We start from the raw sequence: 16,620 nt of genomic DNA, 5'->3' as shown, positions 1-16,620 counted from the left end.
TACTATTTCAATCCATTGATAGCGCGCTCGTGATGTAAATGCAAGATCGGATAGGATTTGCCCATACCATCTACAGCTGAGCGCCCGATAAGCTGATATCCTTTTTTCAGATAAAAATCAACAGCCTGCTGATTTTGCTCATTGACATCAACTTTATACACCTGCAGCTTATCCAGTACATGTTGCATTGCCACAGTCCCAACACCTTTTCCCCTGTAGGCTGAATCCACGAAAACATTCTTATAAAAGCTTCCTTCTGCTTTACAGAAAGGCAATGTAAGTTAAATTGGAGAACTAAAATCATGAAAAAGTTAAATAATACAGAAAGATGATGATTTAGGTTCCGATAATTTGATTTAAGAGAAAACAACCTTATCTTGTAAATAAACGCATTAGCCATGTACAATACACTTCTATTCAAAAAATATCTCCCGGAAGATTTTGACGCTTTCCACGACTTGGTTAAAGCGGATGATGTCATGAAATACATTACCGGCAAAGGATTGTCCGAAGAGCAGGCCCGGAAAAAGTTCGATTCGATTCTAGCAATTAACAAGGATCCTGATTTAGGCTATTTTAAAGTAATCGAAGCGGATACACTTAAGCTTTTAGGCGACTGTAAGCTTGTTAATTACAAAAAAGATCCAAGTGTATTCGAAATTGGTTATTTGCTGCGCAAAGAACATTGGGGAAAGGGGCTGGGAACACAGATTTGCGAGTCGATGCTAGCCCTTGCCACAACATTAAATCCAGGTAAAGATGTGATTGGTATCATTGATCCCGATAACACCGCATCGAGACGACTACTGAACAAATTCGGATTCAAAAGTTTCTTCATCGGGATAGAAGACGATATTGCCACAGAAAAACTCATGCGCAAACGGACAGCATCCGAATAAACAAAACCCATTCGAATATTTAAAACAATAGGAACTGTATATGCCCAAGCCGAACAAAAAGTCAATGAAGTTTAAGGTAAAAACAACTGATCACACACACGAAAGTCTTCAAGATACCTTATCATTCTTTGGCGTAAATTGCCACCGCCCCTATTATATTTCTTCTGGAAATCCGATTTTTGAATACCCAAGCAATGCTTTTCGTATTGATTATTATGCCATCTGTATCTGTACGGCGGGCGATATCAATATTCAGGTAGACAATCAGGAATACCATATCTCGACAAATCACATCCTCGTATCCGCCCCAACAACAATTTTCCGGTTTTCGCAGGTCAGCCCCGACTTTAGAATGAAGCTGCTCTTTTTTGACAAAGCATTCCTGCTTAAACATATTGTCAATCCATTCTTTATCGAACAACTGGGGCTTTTTAAAAATTCAACCTTTACCATAGTCATTTCCCAAGACAAACAAATTGACAAGCTCTTAAAATTAATAGACTACCTCAAAGAAGTTACTTTAAGAACAACGCACTTTACAGCAGATATCATCCGCACGGTTATTTTCAATCTCCTGTTAGAAATCGCCGACGAACTGGCATCTAAAGACCAAGATACAATGGAGAGTGTACAGGAGACCAACAACTTGTTCTATAAGTTTATAGACCTGGTTCAGCGACATAGCAACCAATACAAAGAGGTACAATATTACGCCGACCAGTTATTTATTTCAAACAAATACCTCATTCAGGTTGTTAAAAGAGCATCAGGTAAAACGCCACATGAAATTATTGATGAGCATGTACTTAAAGAAGCCTATGTGCTACTCGGGAATCCCGAAAAGACAATCTCAGAAATTTCTTATGAAATCGGATTTAATTCCATCTCCGCATTTGGTCGTTTTTTCAAAAAATACGCCACCTTATCGCCTTCTGAATACAGAAAGCGACAAAATATGTAGATAGAGGAAATTCGGTAGAACAATAGCGAATTTGAGGGCACAAATGATTAAGGTGGTCTTAGTAACTTTACTCAAGAATTAAAAAACATAAGAATCATGAAAGAAATCACCTCAAAATTCGACAACGTATTAAATGCATCTGCTGAATATGGAAATGTAAATCATGAACCTGATTCAAGCAAAGAACAACAACGTAACACACCGAAAAAATCGATGCCCTTTTCTGATCAGATCGGAAATTATCAACGCAATAAAGGTATTCCACCAAAATCATATAAAGACAGCAAAATCTACATCGTCGGAAGTGGTATAGCAGGGATGTCTGCAGCCTACTATTTTATCCGGGATGGTCATGTTCCTGCTGAAAACATTACATTCCTTGAACAGCTCCATGTGGAAGGCGGCTCGTTAGATGGCGCCGGTAATGCAACCGACGGCTATGTCATCCGCGGTGGTAGGGAAATGGATATGACCTACGAAAATCTTTGGGATATGTTTCAGGACATTCCTGCATTGGAAATGCCTGCCCCTTACAGTGTTCTGGACGAGTACCGCTTGATCAATGACAACGACTCCAACTACTCCAAAGCAAGGCTTATTCATAAACTTGGTGAGATAAAAGACTTCAGCAAGTTTGGATTGGGCAAAATGGATCAGCTGGCCATCATTCGATTGCTCCTCAAAAATAAAGAAGATCTAGATGACTTAACCATCGAAGACTACTTCAGCGAGTCATTTTTATCCAGCAATTTCTGGACCTTCTGGCGTACCATGTTCGCTTTCGAAAACTGGCATAGTTTACTTGAGCTGAAATTGTACATGCATCGCTTTTTACATGCGATAGACGGATTGAATGATCTTTCATCCCTTGTATTCCCGAAATACAATCAATACGACACCTTTGTGACCCCTTTGCGTAAAGTACTTCAAAGCAAAGGTGTAAACATTCGATTCAATGTATTGGTCAAAGACCTGGATATCCAAAGCAATACCGATGGAAAAGTTGTGGAGGCCCTGATTACAGAACAAGACGGTAAAGAGGTAAAAATTCCAATCGGAAAAGACGACTTCGTCATTGTGACAACTGGATCAATGACAGAAGATACCTTCTACGGGGACAACAAAAATGCACCGATCATCGCTATCGACAACAGCAGCAGCGGTCAAAGTGCAGGCTGGAAACTCTGGAAAAATCTGGCTGCCAAATCCGCCATCTTTGGTAAACCCGAAAAGTTCTGCAGTAACATCGAAAAATCAGCATGGGAGTCTGCGACCCTGACCTGTAAACCTTCGGCTTTAGTCGAAAAATTAAAAGAATATTCCGTCAACGACCCTTATTCCGGCAAAACTGTTACTGGTGGTATTATTACCATTACCGATTCCGATTGGTTGATGAGTTTCACCTGTAATAGACAGCCACATTTCCCTGGCCAACCGGATGATGTTCTTGTCTTATGGGTATATGCCTTATTTATGGATAAAGAAGGAAATTACATCAAAAAGCCAATGCCACAATGTACCGGAGATGAAATTCTAGCCGAACTATGTCACCATTTGGGCATTATTGATCAACTGGACGATGTTATCAAAAATACGATTGTACGTACGACATTCATGCCTTACATCACCTCGATGTTTATGCCAAGAGCAAAAGGCGACCGTCCGAGAGTCGTACCTGAAGGATGTAAAAACCTGGGCTTGATCGGTCAGTTTGTGGAAACCAACAATGACGTTGTCTTTACCATGGAAAGCTCGGTACGTACCGCACGTATTGCGGTATACGAACTGCTGAACTTAAACAAGCAGGTTCCGGATATCAATCCCCTACAATATGACATCCGCCATCTTTTGAAAGCAGCCAAAACATTAAATGATGACAAACCATTTGTGGGCGAAGGCTTACTACGTAAAATGCTAAAAGGCACTTATTTTGAACATATCCTACCTATCGGTTCTGAGGAACAAGAAGACCATGAATCTTTCCTGACAGAGCAGATCACCAAATTCAAAGATTGGTTAAAAGGAATTAAAGGATAGGGATCACAACCTGCGCCATGATTCCGTGGCGCAGATTTTTACGAATTGAAAAAACAATAACATCATGGACTTTAAAAATATAACGATAGCTGGCAGTGGGGTTTTAGGCTATCAAATCGCTTTCCAAACAGCATTTCATGGCTATCATGTCACTGTATACGACATCAACGACGATGTACTTAAAAAAGCTGCAGCAAAATTTGATATTTTGGCGCAGGCATTCGAGAAAGATCTTCATGCGAGTAAAGAACAACTGGCTTCAACCTTTGACAGGCTCAGTTATAGTTCAGATCTGGCCGCGGCGGTAGCAAACGCAGATCTTCTTATCGAAGCTGTTCCCGAAAACCCAGCCATTAAAATTGGCTTCTATCAGGAGTTAGCGAAAGTGGCTCCGGAGAAAACCATTTTTGCCACAAATTCCTCAACCTTGCTACCAAGTCAATTTGCCCAAGAAACCGGCCGTCCAGAGAAGTTCCTGGCGCTACATTTTGCCAATGAAATCTGGAAGCACAATACAGCAGAAATTATGGGCCATCCGGGTACAGACAAAACTGTATTTGAGCAGGTTGTAAACTTTGCAAAATCCATTGGCATGGTTGCCCTCCCACTGCATAAGGAGCAGCCTGGCTATATTGTAAACTCCTTACTTGTCCCATTACTTTCGGCGGCAACAGATCTTTTGGTCAACGAAGTGGCGGATGCCCAAACGATCGACAAAACCTGGATGGTTGCCACTGGGGCGCCAACAGGCCCCTTCGGCATACTCGATATCGTTGGCATCACAACAGCTTATAATATCAATAAAATGAGCGCCGATGCAACAAATGATCCTTTAAAGATCAAAACAGTGGCCTATCTCAAAGAGCATTTTATAGACAAAAACAAATTGGGCGTCGCTACTGGGGAAGGGTTCTATACCTATCCCAATCCGGCCTATCAATCGCCCGACTTTTTAAAATAGGTCTCTTCCTAAACAACAAATCGTCGCAGGTGAAGCTGCGACGATTTGTTGTTTATGCATATTTCAATCCGCGTCCCTCTTTCACTCATTCGCATATACTCCGTTCAACCATGCAAAAGTTGAACGATGCTGTCCATTCAATACCGGTTTGCTGATACCCATTGTTTTAAGGATGGCATCAAATGCTTCACCGATCATAAAATCATCACGATTGCTAAAAAGTGAAACCACAAGGTCTTTCTGTACATCAATATATACGATATGATGAAACCCGGTAGATTCACCTGAATGAAACAGGATTTTATGGCCTGCATTTTTTTGAATAAACCAGCCGAAATGATACGCTATTCCATCCTTTACCGGGTAGGCCATTTGATCGAACAATTGCTCCAGTCCCGGCTGTATTAACCGATCTTTTACCAAAAAATTGGCCCATGTATGATATTCCTCAGCAGATAGATAAACACCCCCATCCCCCTGTGTCGCACTTGTCACACTCTGATCGGCAAACAGGTAGGAGCCTTCTGTCGGATGATAACCGTAGACTCGTTCATCAACCGTCGTGCCCGGTTCATAGACCAATCCCTTGCTAATACCTAGGGGTTCAAACAAGTGACTTTTGACAAAGGAAGCAAAGGATTTTTTTGCCACTTGCTCAACAATCAGCGATAAAAGACAATAGCCCGTATTGCTATAGCGAAATTGACTTCCCGAAGGGAAATATAAACGATCAGTCTGCCGGATATACTTCAGCACATCCTTATCCGATACCTGATCTTTCCTCTCTTTCGGAATAAGCTCTTCATAGTCCCAGATTCCGGATGTATGTTGCAGAAGCTGTGCTACAGTAATATCTTTCAGTGCGACAGGCAGATCTTCAAAAAAAAGGGACAATGGATCCTCTAGTTTTAAACGCTTTTGAATCACTAAGGTATATATCGCCTGTGCAGTCACCTGTTTGCTTACCGATGCCAGGCGAAAATGTGAACTGGATGTGATTGCACGTTTTTCCTTCAAATCTGCACGTCCAATTGCATAACGATAAGTAAGACGACCATTTTGGCTAACTGCACAGCTAATCCCCGGAGCTGCCGGGTCTTTGTAATAGCCTGCAATGGTGCTATCCAATTTTGATTTATCCATTTTTTGCCCCATAACAACACTTGTTACACAGATCAAAATAAAACTCAGTTTTAGGTTTATCATATTTTATACCGCACATTTCGGTTTATATTGTCAGCCTCCTGAAAGGCACAGCGTATTAAATCCATTTGATCTTATTGCTTTTCAAAAATGTACCCTTCAAAAATCGAAATTTTCTTGCAATGCCTGGGTCTTTTTATTGATTTTTATTTATTTCTTTTAATTTTGCTTTTATGCTTCATTGCTCATGAAGCCGAACTGATCCGGAATCCTTCCCTCAGTTCTTCATTAAAAATCACGACAGACTATGTTTTTTATTTTCAGTATCTACGACTTTGTATTAGCAGAAAAAACGGTAACAGCAACCTTAAAAAAAGAAAACGCGCCAAGAAATTTCACCTTACAGATTATTACGCCAGCCCGTCGGTTTATAGGCCTACCTTTTGGCGGTGGATTTGTCAAACTTTCCAGACTTTACGACGAACAGGGAAAATTGATTCACGCACGGAATTATTCAGATGAATTAAAAGCAGAGATCAAAGCGTTCAAAAGTCAGTATAGCATCCCCTATTTTCAGTTATGGAAAGGATTTCTAATTGTCACTGCGGCAATCCTTATCTGGGCAGTCATTTATGGGGTTAAGAATAAATTGGGAAATCAACAACAGGAAAAAGCAGTGGGTCAGATGATCGATAATTTGAAGCAACTAAAGGCAGGCCAGCTTTATGGTGCTACTTTTTTTACCGATCAGGATGGTAACAGCATTGATGGACTTCCCGCAGGTTGGATAAAAATTGATAAAATCGTGGGTGACACTATTTTTATACATCGTTCAAAGCAGCTCGACACAAATTCCGCACTTTTTGACATGAAGAATATCGCTTCGTTCAAGCCTCAATCGACCGATGAATGGCAGGAAAAAACAGAAAAAATGGATTTAAATCTATTGAAAAAACAGCTCGAGGATGCTGCGACAAAAAAAGTCGATCTGCTTTATATTGGTAAAGAACACGAGAAATATTCAGGTGTTATATTGACGATAAAAGGTAGCGAGTAAGCTTTATTTCTAGGTATAACCAACATATTGACTTTTTAGCGCAGACAGATCATGCGACCAGGTTCATACTTAAAAAACTCAAGATCGGACGTTTTAAGCAGCGGCCGATCTTGAGTTTCTATTTTTAGTACTCGATTTTTTCTTTTAGTACTGTATTTTTTCGTCAATATCGTATTTCATGCCCGGATAGTGCAGCAACCTTCGCATCAAGGCAATCTGACCGGCCAGATAATCCTCCCGTCCAATACACATCCCGATGAAATTTAGCTTATCCTCCTCAATAAAAGGGATATTCATATTAATTTTAAATAGTTCAGCCAGCTGCGTATCTTCCACTTGCAGCAAAGCAGCATAGACTTTCGGTGATATCGATTTAAAATTTTCTTTTAATTCCAGCACACTGGGATAGTGATAACCTTCATCGAGTGTCTTTCCCATAAAAAATAGCTCATGGTAAGGATCATTTTCCTGAAGCCCAAGAACATGCGCCATAGCATATCGCACATTTACAAAATTACCCGCCATCCATACGATATGGTTGGTCTGTGCATCAATTCGTTTTAAAGCATCTTCTTCCGAAACGCCATCCAACGCGTTCAGAAAAATTTGACTGTGCATACGATAAGCAGGAATGATGATTTCTAATTTTAATGATTTCGGTTTATCCATTTCGTTTTGATTTTTTTAAAACACTAAATAACTGATTTATACTAAAATTACACGTTTCAATAGCGATTACACTTGTCGTAGGACAAGAAATAAAAATGAACAAAATTGATAGATCATTGCGGAATAAATTCTAAATTTCTACTAAATTGAAATTCTATCTTTACCACATGAAGATTTTGATCATAGAAGACGAATTGGAGCTGGCCAAAAGCATCGCAACATACCTTAGCGAGCAACAGTATTTATGCGAATTTGCGCCAACTTTGAAGGATGCTCTGGACAAAATTCAGTTATATCAGTACGACTGTATCTTACTTGACATCGGTCTACCAGATGGAAATGGTCTAAAACTACTCGAAGAGTTGAAGACGCAGCGAAAGCAGGACGGTGTGATCATCATTTCTGCAAAAAATGCACTGGACGACAAAATTCATGGGCTACAATTGGGGGCCGACGATTATCTAACGAAGCCTTTCCATTTATCTGAACTCACAGCACGAATCTATTCCCTGATCCGTCGCAAACAATTCAACAGCTCAAATAGTGTTGTACAAAACGAAATACAGATTGATCTACTGGCAAAAACTGTTATTGTCAATGATCTTCCTGTTGTATTGACCAAAAAAGAGTTCGATCTGCTGATGTTTTTTATCGGCAACAAAAATAAAGTGATTTCAAAAAGCACCTTAGCGGAACACTTGTCTGGCGACATTGCTGATATGCTCGACAACCATGACTTTGTCTATGCTCATGTCAAAAATTTAAAAAAGAAACTACAGGACGCCGGAAGTCAATCTTATATCAAAACGGTATACGGTACGGGCTACAAATGGGAAAATTAAAAATAGTGAGATGAAACCCCTACTGAGCAAAATAACAACCCCATTTCTACTCTATGTATTGATCGTACTAGGTGTCAGTATTCCTGTTTATTATTTTGTAATCGACGGGATATGGAAAAGTGAATTAGACGAACATAACGAAATTATCGTCAAAAAAACAACCTACGAACTGAACATTTTAAAACTCTCCGAAGACAAGCTCGAAGCCAGCATCGCTTTATGGAATACCATACAACCTGAAACCAATATACATCGCGTAAAACCGGGCGATTTATTGCAAGATAGCGTGTATACCATCGAAAAACCGCAGCGTTTTGTCGAGCCAAAGACAATTGACCGATTTAGATGCCTATCATCTGTCATTCAGATCAATGGTGCGCCTTATCGTTTTACCGTACAAACAAATATTGAAGAATCTGTAGAAACCATCGCCGCCATCGCCGCAACAACGCTGTTTTTCTTTGTTATCTTGGTCATTGGTCTACTTATTATCTCCAGAAAAATATCACTTAGGCTCTGGAAACCATTTCGAGATACCGTTGATAAGTTGAAGGCATTTAATCTCAATAGTCAACAACAGGTTGACTTTCAGCAAACAGACACCATAGAGTTCCATGAGCTTAATCAATCCTTATCCAAGCTTCTTGAAAAAAACCTGGCCGTATACCGATCACAAAAGGAATTCACTGAAAATGCTTCTCATGAATTACAAACACCCTTGGCAATCCTAAAAAATAAGTTAGATATCTTATTGCAGTACCCTGATCTAAGCGATGAGCAGTATCAGCTCTTTGAAGATATGCATAAAGCGCTTTCACGCAGCACGCGAATCAACCGCAACCTGCTGCTGCTCGCCAAGATTGACAACAGTCAATTCGATCATTCCGAAAAAATCAGTATGGACTCGCTTGTTACACAAAGTATTGAAGTCATGCAAGAACATCTGGAGCTAAAACAGCTACGACTGCAACAGGAGATCCAACCGTCGGTGCTGCTGACAGGAAACAGCAGTCTGACCGAAATCCTGATCAACAACCTACTCCTGAACGCCATACGTTACAGCAATGCCAACGATACACTTGCTGTACATCTCAATCAAACTTCTTTAACGGTATATAATCCCGGTTCAATGCCCTTGGATAAAATACTTTTATTCAAACGGTTTTCCAAACTTTCGAAAAACAGCCAAGGCAGTGGTTTAGGGCTGGCAATTATTACCGAAATCGCCCGGTATCAAGGCTGGACTGTTGATTATCAATTTGAAAATAATCAACATATTTTTTCCATTCATTTTTAAAATTCCAAAAGTATTCTAATTTGGATGACAGTTTTGTTTTATGATCCACATGAAGCAAAACCATTTGCTACTTATACTTCCTAGCGCTCCCATGAAATCCAGAAAGTTTTATTTGCATATCCGTGTAAATTTAGCTTAGTTTGATACATTTGTAGGGACAATGCATGGATAGCCCATGATTTGGTATCATAGATAAACTTCGATGAATCGAAGTTTTTAACGTTTTTCTTTATATGAAGATTCTCCTAGTCGAAGATGACGTACGTGTCGCAGGATTGATCAAACGCGGACTTGATGAAAATGAATTTCAAACAGCTATTGCCTACGACGGCATATCTGGAAAGAAAATGGCCTTACAACACGACTTTGATCTTATCATAACCGATATCGTGCTCCCTAAGATGGATGGACTGGATCTCTGCAAAGAAATTCGTCATATCAAACCCGATGTTCCCATTATCATGTTAACAGCATTAGGAACTACAGACGATAAAATTGAGGGTTTTGACGCCGGAGCGAATGACTATCTGGTCAAACCTTTTGAAATGCGCGAACTGTTAGCCCGCATCAGAGTTCTGCTCAAAAGATATCAAAAACAAGATACACTCACGGGAACAATCTTACGTTATGGGGATCTGGAAATGAACCTCCATACCAAAAGCGTCAAAAGGAATACGGTCGAAATCCATTTGACCCCCAAAGAGTTCAAGTTACTCCATTATTTATTGCAAAATCCCGAGCGTGTCCTTTCCAGAATGGAAATTGCTGAAAAAGTGTGGGAAACGCATTTTGATACCGGAACCAACTTCATTGATGTTTACATCAACTATTTACGTAAGAAAATCGACAAAGATTTTGCAACCAGATATATCCATACTAAATCCGGAATGGGCTTTATTCTAAAACAGGACTAATGCGAATCAGGACACGAATCTCCATATTATTCACGCTGATTACAGCCACCATATTGCTGGTATTTGCCTGTACAGTATATTTTTCAGCGGTGGAGAATCGGGAAAGAGAATTTTACGCCCTATTGAAAAAAGAAGCTTACACCAAAGCAAACCTTTTTTTGAATGCAAAAGTTGACAAAAAGACCTTAGAAGATATCTACCACAACAACCGAAAAATCCTCAACGAAGTCGAGGTTGCAATTTACGACACCCGTTTTGATCTCTTGTATCATGATGCCGTAGATATCGACTTTGTCAAAGAGACAGCAGCCATGCTGCAGGATATTCTCAAAAATAAAGAGATACGATTTTATCAGGAAAAATGGCAGGTCATCGGCATAACCTTTCCGTATAAAGACAAAACTTACATCATCACAGCCGCAGCATATGATCAATACGGCTACAATAAACTCAATAGTCTATTATCTACGATTCTTTTGGTTTTCATTTTGTCTATATTTCTGATCTATGCAGCAGGAATATTCTTTTCCAAAAAGGTCTTTCAACCTATCCTGGAAATGACACAACGTGTAAAAACCATTTCTGCGACAAGTTTGGATGCCAGGCTCACGAGTAGCGGAAATAAAGACGAGCTTTCCGAATTGGCGAGTACATTCAATGCGATGCTCGACCGCCTCGAAAACTCCTTTGACGCCCAAAAGCATTTTGTCTCCAATATCTCGCATGAGCTAAGAACGCCCTTGGCCGCCATGATTGCAGAACTCGAGATTTCTGCCAATAAGGACCGCAGCATAGTGGAGTATAAAACTGTCATCGACAATACGCTAAATGATGCACAGAAACTGAAGAAGTTATTTAATAGCTTACTTGATTTTGCCAAAGCAAGTTACGACAGTTCTGAAATCGCGTTTAAAACCTTACGTATAGATGAAATACTAATTGATGCATGTCAGCAGGTTCTCCAGTCAAGTCCAAATTATAAACTCGACATTTTTGTCGATCCGGCGATTGAAGATGAAAAACTTCTATCCATCAATGCCAATGAGTATCTATTGCAGGTCGCCTTTGTCAACCTCATTGAAAATGCCTGTAAATTTTCACCCAATCAAAAATGCCTAATCGCTATCAAGGCGGATGAAAATAGGATTCAGCTGGAATTTAAAGATGACGGAATAGGCATTGACCCGGTCGATCTGCCCAATATATTCACGCCATTCTATCGTGGAAGTAACAAAGATTATAGCGAGGGAAATGGTATCGGTTTATCGCTTACCCGAAAAATCGTGCTTCTCCATCAAGGCGAGATCAGCGTCCGCTCGGCAAAAGGCGTTGGAAGTGTTTTTAGCATTGATATCCCCCATCGTTCATTATTCTAATAAAATTCTAATTTTTTTCTAAGGCCCCTCTAACCGGCTTATCGGGAGCAGGTGGATAGTTTTGCGGTATGATTAACCGTACAATCAACTATTCGACCCAATCCTTGAGGTACATGAATTGGATCCCTGTGCTGCTGTTGCTGCAAGCTTGCAACAGCCAGTCTCACGAAAGCCCCAACCAATCTCCGGCCATCAGCGCAGCTGGAGACACCGTGACCGTCAGTGAAAACACGTCCCTGTTATCGAAACTCAAATTTGTTACGACGACCCATGCACAACATGCACTGAAACTAAATGCAGCTGCTACAGTGAAGATTATTCCCAGCAGTTATGTGGAGATTCCGGTCCCTTTTGCTGGACGAATTGTCAAATCGCACGTGAAACTGGGCCAAAAAGTTGCTATCAACACGCCTTTATTTTCAATTAGTTCATCCGACTATTTTGAGGCACAAAGGGCTTACCTTGACGCCAAACAAGCATTTATGTTTGCCGAGAATATGTTAAAACGCCAAAAAGATCTGATCGCGCATGGTGTTGGCTCTAAAAAAGAACTCGAAGAAGCAGCAACAAATTTTGCGACGAGCAATGCTGCGCTTGGAAATACCACTGCCGCCTTAAAAATATTCGACAGCAACCCGCCCCATAGTGTTCTCGGTGAGCCTCTCCTTGTTCGTTCACCTATTCAAGGCGAAATTTTAAGTAGTTCGATTGTACTGGGGCAGTACACGAAAGAAGACGCTCCGGCATTACTCCGCATTGCCGAATTGTCAAACGTGTGGGTATCGGCCTACATCAAAGAAAAGGACTTGCCGGCAATCGATCAACTTGCGCGTGTTGAAGTGAGCGTAGACGCGCTCCCTACTAAAAAAATATCCGGAAAAATTATCCATATCAACCAATTTGTCGACGAAGCAAGCCGGAATATTGAGGTCCTCATTGCCTGTGAAAATGCTGATCGTACCTTAAAACCGGGGATGTATGTCAACGCCGAATTCGAACGGCAGATGACTGCGACACTTTTCATTCCGGCAAAAGCTATATTTCAATTTAACGATAAGAGTTTTGTTTGGGTCAAAACATCGTCCAATACCTTCGTCAAGCGCTATGTTACTACTGGCGTAACAGAAGGTGATGCGATCCAGATTTTAACAGGCCTGGTTCCGCAGGAACAGATTGTTGCTGAAGGTGCCTTTTATTTAACACCCGGCCTGTGATGGGCTCAGGCTTTCAACTTTTAAAATAGAAACACATGAATATTAAACAATTGATTGGCCATATCATTGCAAAGAGATGGGTAATCGCCGCATCTTTTCTATTGATCGGCTTTTTCGGTTACTATGCCTGGCGACAACTTTCGGTTGAGGCATACCCTGATATCGCTGACGTATCGTCACAGGTCGTAACCCAGGTACCGGGCTTAGCTGCCGAAGAAATGGAACAGCAGATCACCATCCCGATCGAACAGGCCATCAATGGATTGCCGGGGATGGAAGTAATGCGCAGTAAAACGACTTTTGGCTTATCCATGGTCACGATTGTCTTCAAAGATGGTGTTGAAGATTATTGGGCGAGAGCCCGTATACAGGAGCGTCTAGCTGATTTATCCCTGCCCTATGGTGCCAGTCCGGGATTAGATCCGCTGACTTCACCCACAGGTGAGATCTTCCGTTATATTCTTGAAAGCAAAACCCACGATTTACGCCAGTTGACGGATCTTCAAAATTTTGTTATCATTCCCAAAATCAAGCAGGTTTCGGGCGTTGCAGATGTAACCAATTTTGGGGGAATCACCACACAGTTCCAAGTGGAACTGGATCCGAAAAAGCTTGACCAATATGAAATTTCGCTTGCCGAAGTTGTCGCCAAGATCGAAAGCAATAATGCCAATGCCGGCGGCAGTGTGATGAACCGTGGCGATCAGTCGTACGTCATCCGTGGCATCGGTCTGGTCAAGACATTGGATGATTTGGGCAACATCGTCGTAAAATCCACCAACGGAAATCGGATATATATGCGTGACCTCGGTCAGATCAAACTTGGAAATCTAGCACGCAAAGGCGCTTTAGGATATTCGGATAAACGCGGGGCCAATTATTCGGACAATATCGAAGGTATTGTCCTGCTATTAAAAAATGAGAATCCTTCTGATGTTTTGGCGGGTGTAAATGCAACGGTCCGCGAACTAAACGAAAAGATTCTTCCGGAAGACGTAAAAATACATGTCGTGCTCGATAGAACCAGTTTGGTCGACAATACCCTACATACCGTTTCCAAAACCCTTCTCGAAGGTATGATCTTGGTTATTTTTGTCCTTATTATTTTCCTGGGCAGCTGGCGTGGCGCACTCTTGGTGGCCATTACCATTCCATTGTCCTTGTTGATTGCCTTTATTCTGATGCATTTCACCCATATTCCAGCCAACTTGCTTTCCTTAGGGGCAATTGATTTTGGGATTATTGTAGACGGAGCCATCGTTATACTCGAAACCATTCTTAAAAAAAGAGAAGATGAACCAGAAAGTCTGCTGCAGGAAAAAACTATTGCGCAGAAAATTGCTGAAGTCGCCAAACCGATATTCTTTGCGACACTGATCATTATTACAGCCTATCTTCCCCTGTTCGCATTTGAGCGCGTCGAGAAAAAACTTTTTACGCCGATGGCCTATACCGTGGGTTATGCCCTTTTCGGTGCCTTGGCTGTCGCTCTTGTGCTTATACCCGGGTTGGCCTATTTGATCTATCGCAAACCCCAAAAAATCTTTCACAACAAATGGTTGGCAAAATTGACTACGGCTTATCAGTCGGCGATAGAAAAGGTTATGCAGGCTCCCAAACAAGTTTTCATTCCATTGGCAATTGTATTGCTTGCCACAGGTTTGCTCACGGCCTCCGTTGGCAAGGACTTTCTTCCGTCGTTGGATGAAGGCTCGATCTGGCTTCAAGTGTCACTTCCCCCAGGCATCACAGTAGAAAAGTCAAAAGAAATGAGCGATACCCTACGTGCCCGCACACTTAAACACGATGAGATCTCCTATGTCATGGTACAGGCGGGGCGTAACGACGATGGTACCGACGCCTGGACACCCTCCCATTTCGAAGTTAGTGTGGGATTAAAACCTTACAAAACATGGAAATGGGGGAAAACCAAAGAAGATCTGATCAATGAGCTTGCTGCAGAATATGCGAAAATGCCGGGCTTCAATGTTGCTTTTTCCCAACCCATGATCGACGGGGTCATGGATAAAATCGCTGGCGCCCATAGTGAGCTCGTTGTCAAAATATTCGGCGATGATTTAAAAGAAACCCGACGGGTCGCCGAGGAACTGATCACAACACTCCAACAAGTGAAGGGAGCTGTCGATCTGGCCATTGATCAGGAGCCACCACTCCCCCAATTGCAGATTATCGCCGATCGCGATAAAATAGCGCAATACGGACTGAACATCGCTGACGTGACTGACCTGATCCAGATCGCTATCGGGGGAAAAACCGTTGCACAGGTTTATCAAGGAATCAAAGTGTATGATATTACCTGTCAATATCAGGAGGAAAACAGGAATTCGCCTGAAAAAATCGGCAATTTAATGCTGTATCCCGAAAATGGAAACCGTATTCCACTAGCTCAGGTGGCCACGATTAAACTCAATACGGGAGAAAGTATGATTTCACGCGAGCGTAACAACCGACAGTTGACGGTCCGTCTAAATGTTCGCGGTCGCGATCTAGGGACATTCCTCACTGAAGCACAGCATGCCATTGCCAAAAATATACCCTATGACCAACATAAAATTACGTTAAAATGGGGCGGACAATTTGAAAATCAGCAACGTGCCTATACGCGTCTTGCCATTATCGTCCCATTGACATTAGCCATTATATTTATCTTATTGTATGGCACATTTGGTTCATTTAGGCAAGCTGGTCTATTAATGGGCATCGTACCCTTGGCACTTTTTGGCGGTATGCTCGCACTCCATGTTCGCGGGATGACGCTAAACGTTTCCTCGGCAGTCGGTTTTATTGCCTTATTCGGTGTGGCCATACAAAACGGTGTCTTGATGCTTTCACAGATGAATGTACTGTGTAAAAATGGGCTGCCGCTACATAAAGCGGTAACACAGGGAGCCTTTAGTCGTTTTCGCCCCGTTTTGATGACCGCTACGGTAGCTATTCTTGGTTTGCTTCCGGCTTCACTAGCAACAGGGATTGGATCGGATGTGCAACGTCCTTTGGCAACGGTAATCGTTTATGGCCTACTATTTTCGACTATCCTGACACTATTTGTGCTCCCTCCACTCTATTATCTTTTAGAACGTAACAGCACCACACAAAAAGACCCCGTAGAATAAATACAAATTCATCCATTTGAAACAGCTTGCTTTCTGCTGTTTCGAATGGATTCAACCTGAACATGGAGTGGATTCAACCTGAACATTAAAAAGCCTTTAGACAAACCTACACAGCA

At 41.5% G+C, this 16,620-nt stretch carries 14 protein-coding genes; 11 read left to right on the top strand and 3 right to left on the bottom strand.

Annotated elements, in window-relative coordinates; genetic code table 11:
* Positions 1–2: 2 nt before the first annotated feature.
* Positions 3–275: a GNAT family N-acetyltransferase gene (locus tag OK025_RS13830; protein ID WP_317664541.1), complete on the bottom strand. Its 273-nt coding sequence runs from the start codon at positions 273–275 to the stop codon at positions 3–5.
* A gap of 123 nt (positions 276–398) precedes the next feature.
* On the opposite strand from OK025_RS13830, the gene OK025_RS13825 reads away from it, so the two are divergent.
* The 4 genes from OK025_RS13825 (at position 399) to OK025_RS13810 (ending at position 4,858) form a co-directional block, all read left to right on the top strand.
* On the top strand, positions 399–899 hold the full coding sequence (locus OK025_RS13825) for a GNAT family N-acetyltransferase (protein WP_317664539.1): 501 nt from the start codon (positions 399–401) through the stop codon (positions 897–899).
* A gap of 64 nt (positions 900–963) precedes the next feature.
* Entirely contained in the window at positions 964–1,860 is an 897-nt protein-coding gene (locus OK025_RS13820; protein ID WP_317664537.1) for a helix-turn-helix domain-containing protein, read from the top strand.
* A 96-nt stretch (positions 1,861–1,956) separates the two neighbouring features.
* Positions 1,957–3,897: an oleate hydratase gene (locus OK025_RS13815; protein WP_317664535.1), complete on the top strand. Its 1,941-nt coding sequence runs from the start codon at positions 1,957–1,959 to the stop codon at positions 3,895–3,897.
* A 64-nt stretch (positions 3,898–3,961) separates the two neighbouring features.
* Positions 3,962–4,858 carry a 3-hydroxyacyl-CoA dehydrogenase gene (locus OK025_RS13810; RefSeq protein ID WP_115050007.1) on the top strand — a complete coding sequence of 299 codons (897 nt, stop codon included), beginning with the start codon at positions 3,962–3,964 and terminating at the stop codon, positions 4,856–4,858.
* An 81-nt stretch (positions 4,859–4,939) separates the two neighbouring features.
* On the opposite strand, the gene OK025_RS13805 is transcribed toward OK025_RS13810, so the two are convergent.
* On the bottom strand, positions 4,940–6,064 hold the full coding sequence (locus OK025_RS13805; RefSeq protein WP_317664532.1) for a serine hydrolase domain-containing protein: 1,125 nt from the start codon (positions 6,062–6,064) through the stop codon (positions 4,940–4,942).
* Between the two features lie 244 nt (positions 6,065–6,308).
* Here OK025_RS13805 and OK025_RS13800 point away from each other — a divergent pair, with 244 nt between their 5' ends.
* The gene (locus OK025_RS13800) at positions 6,309–7,058 is read left to right on the top strand and encodes a hypothetical protein (protein ID WP_317664530.1); all 750 of its coding nucleotides are present in this window, start codon (positions 6,309–6,311) and stop codon (positions 7,056–7,058) included.
* A 144-nt stretch (positions 7,059–7,202) separates the two neighbouring features.
* Here the strand turns inward: OK025_RS13800 and OK025_RS13795 are convergent, their stop codons facing one another.
* Entirely contained in the window at positions 7,203–7,727 is a 525-nt protein-coding gene (locus OK025_RS13795) for a DinB family protein (protein WP_317664529.1), read from the bottom strand.
* A 167-nt stretch (positions 7,728–7,894) separates the two neighbouring features.
* Between OK025_RS13795 and OK025_RS13790 the strand changes: the two genes are divergently transcribed.
* The 6 genes from OK025_RS13790 (at position 7,895) to OK025_RS13765 (ending at position 16,504) form a co-directional block, all read left to right on the top strand.
* Positions 7,895–8,569, top strand: coding sequence for a response regulator transcription factor (locus OK025_RS13790; protein WP_317664528.1), 675 nt, complete (start codon positions 7,895–7,897; stop codon positions 8,567–8,569).
* A gap of 10 nt (positions 8,570–8,579) precedes the next feature.
* Positions 8,580–9,866 (top strand): HAMP domain-containing sensor histidine kinase, encoded by a 1,287-nt coding sequence (locus tag OK025_RS13785; protein ID WP_317664527.1) that lies wholly within the window; start codon positions 8,580–8,582, stop codon positions 9,864–9,866.
* Positions 9,867–10,099: 233 nt separating this feature from the next.
* A complete protein-coding gene (locus tag OK025_RS13780; RefSeq protein WP_317664526.1) occupies positions 10,100–10,780 on the top strand; it encodes a response regulator transcription factor in 681 nt (226 codons plus the stop codon).
* Positions 10,780–12,156 carry an ATP-binding protein gene (locus OK025_RS13775; RefSeq protein WP_120336282.1) on the top strand — a complete coding sequence of 459 codons (1,377 nt, stop codon included), beginning with the start codon at positions 10,780–10,782 and terminating at the stop codon, positions 12,154–12,156. Before OK025_RS13780 ends, OK025_RS13775 begins: the two co-directional genes overlap by 1 nt.
* 113 nt (positions 12,157–12,269) lie before the next feature.
* Positions 12,270–13,370: an efflux RND transporter periplasmic adaptor subunit gene (locus OK025_RS13770; RefSeq protein WP_317664525.1), complete on the top strand. Its 1,101-nt coding sequence runs from the start codon at positions 12,270–12,272 to the stop codon at positions 13,368–13,370.
* 35 nt (positions 13,371–13,405) lie between these two features.
* On the top strand, positions 13,406–16,504 hold the full coding sequence (locus OK025_RS13765; protein WP_317664523.1) for a CusA/CzcA family heavy metal efflux RND transporter: 3,099 nt from the start codon (positions 13,406–13,408) through the stop codon (positions 16,502–16,504).
* The last annotated feature ends 116 nt before the right edge of the window (positions 16,505–16,620 follow it).

Origin of the sequence: Sphingobacterium sp. UGAL515B_05, assembly GCF_033097525.1 — a bacterium.
In the GTDB taxonomy this organism is placed as follows: domain Bacteria; phylum Bacteroidota; class Bacteroidia; order Sphingobacteriales; family Sphingobacteriaceae; genus Sphingobacterium.
The sequence above is the reverse complement of the archived record's forward strand: the minus strand, read 5'-3'. Positions and strand labels throughout refer to the sequence as shown.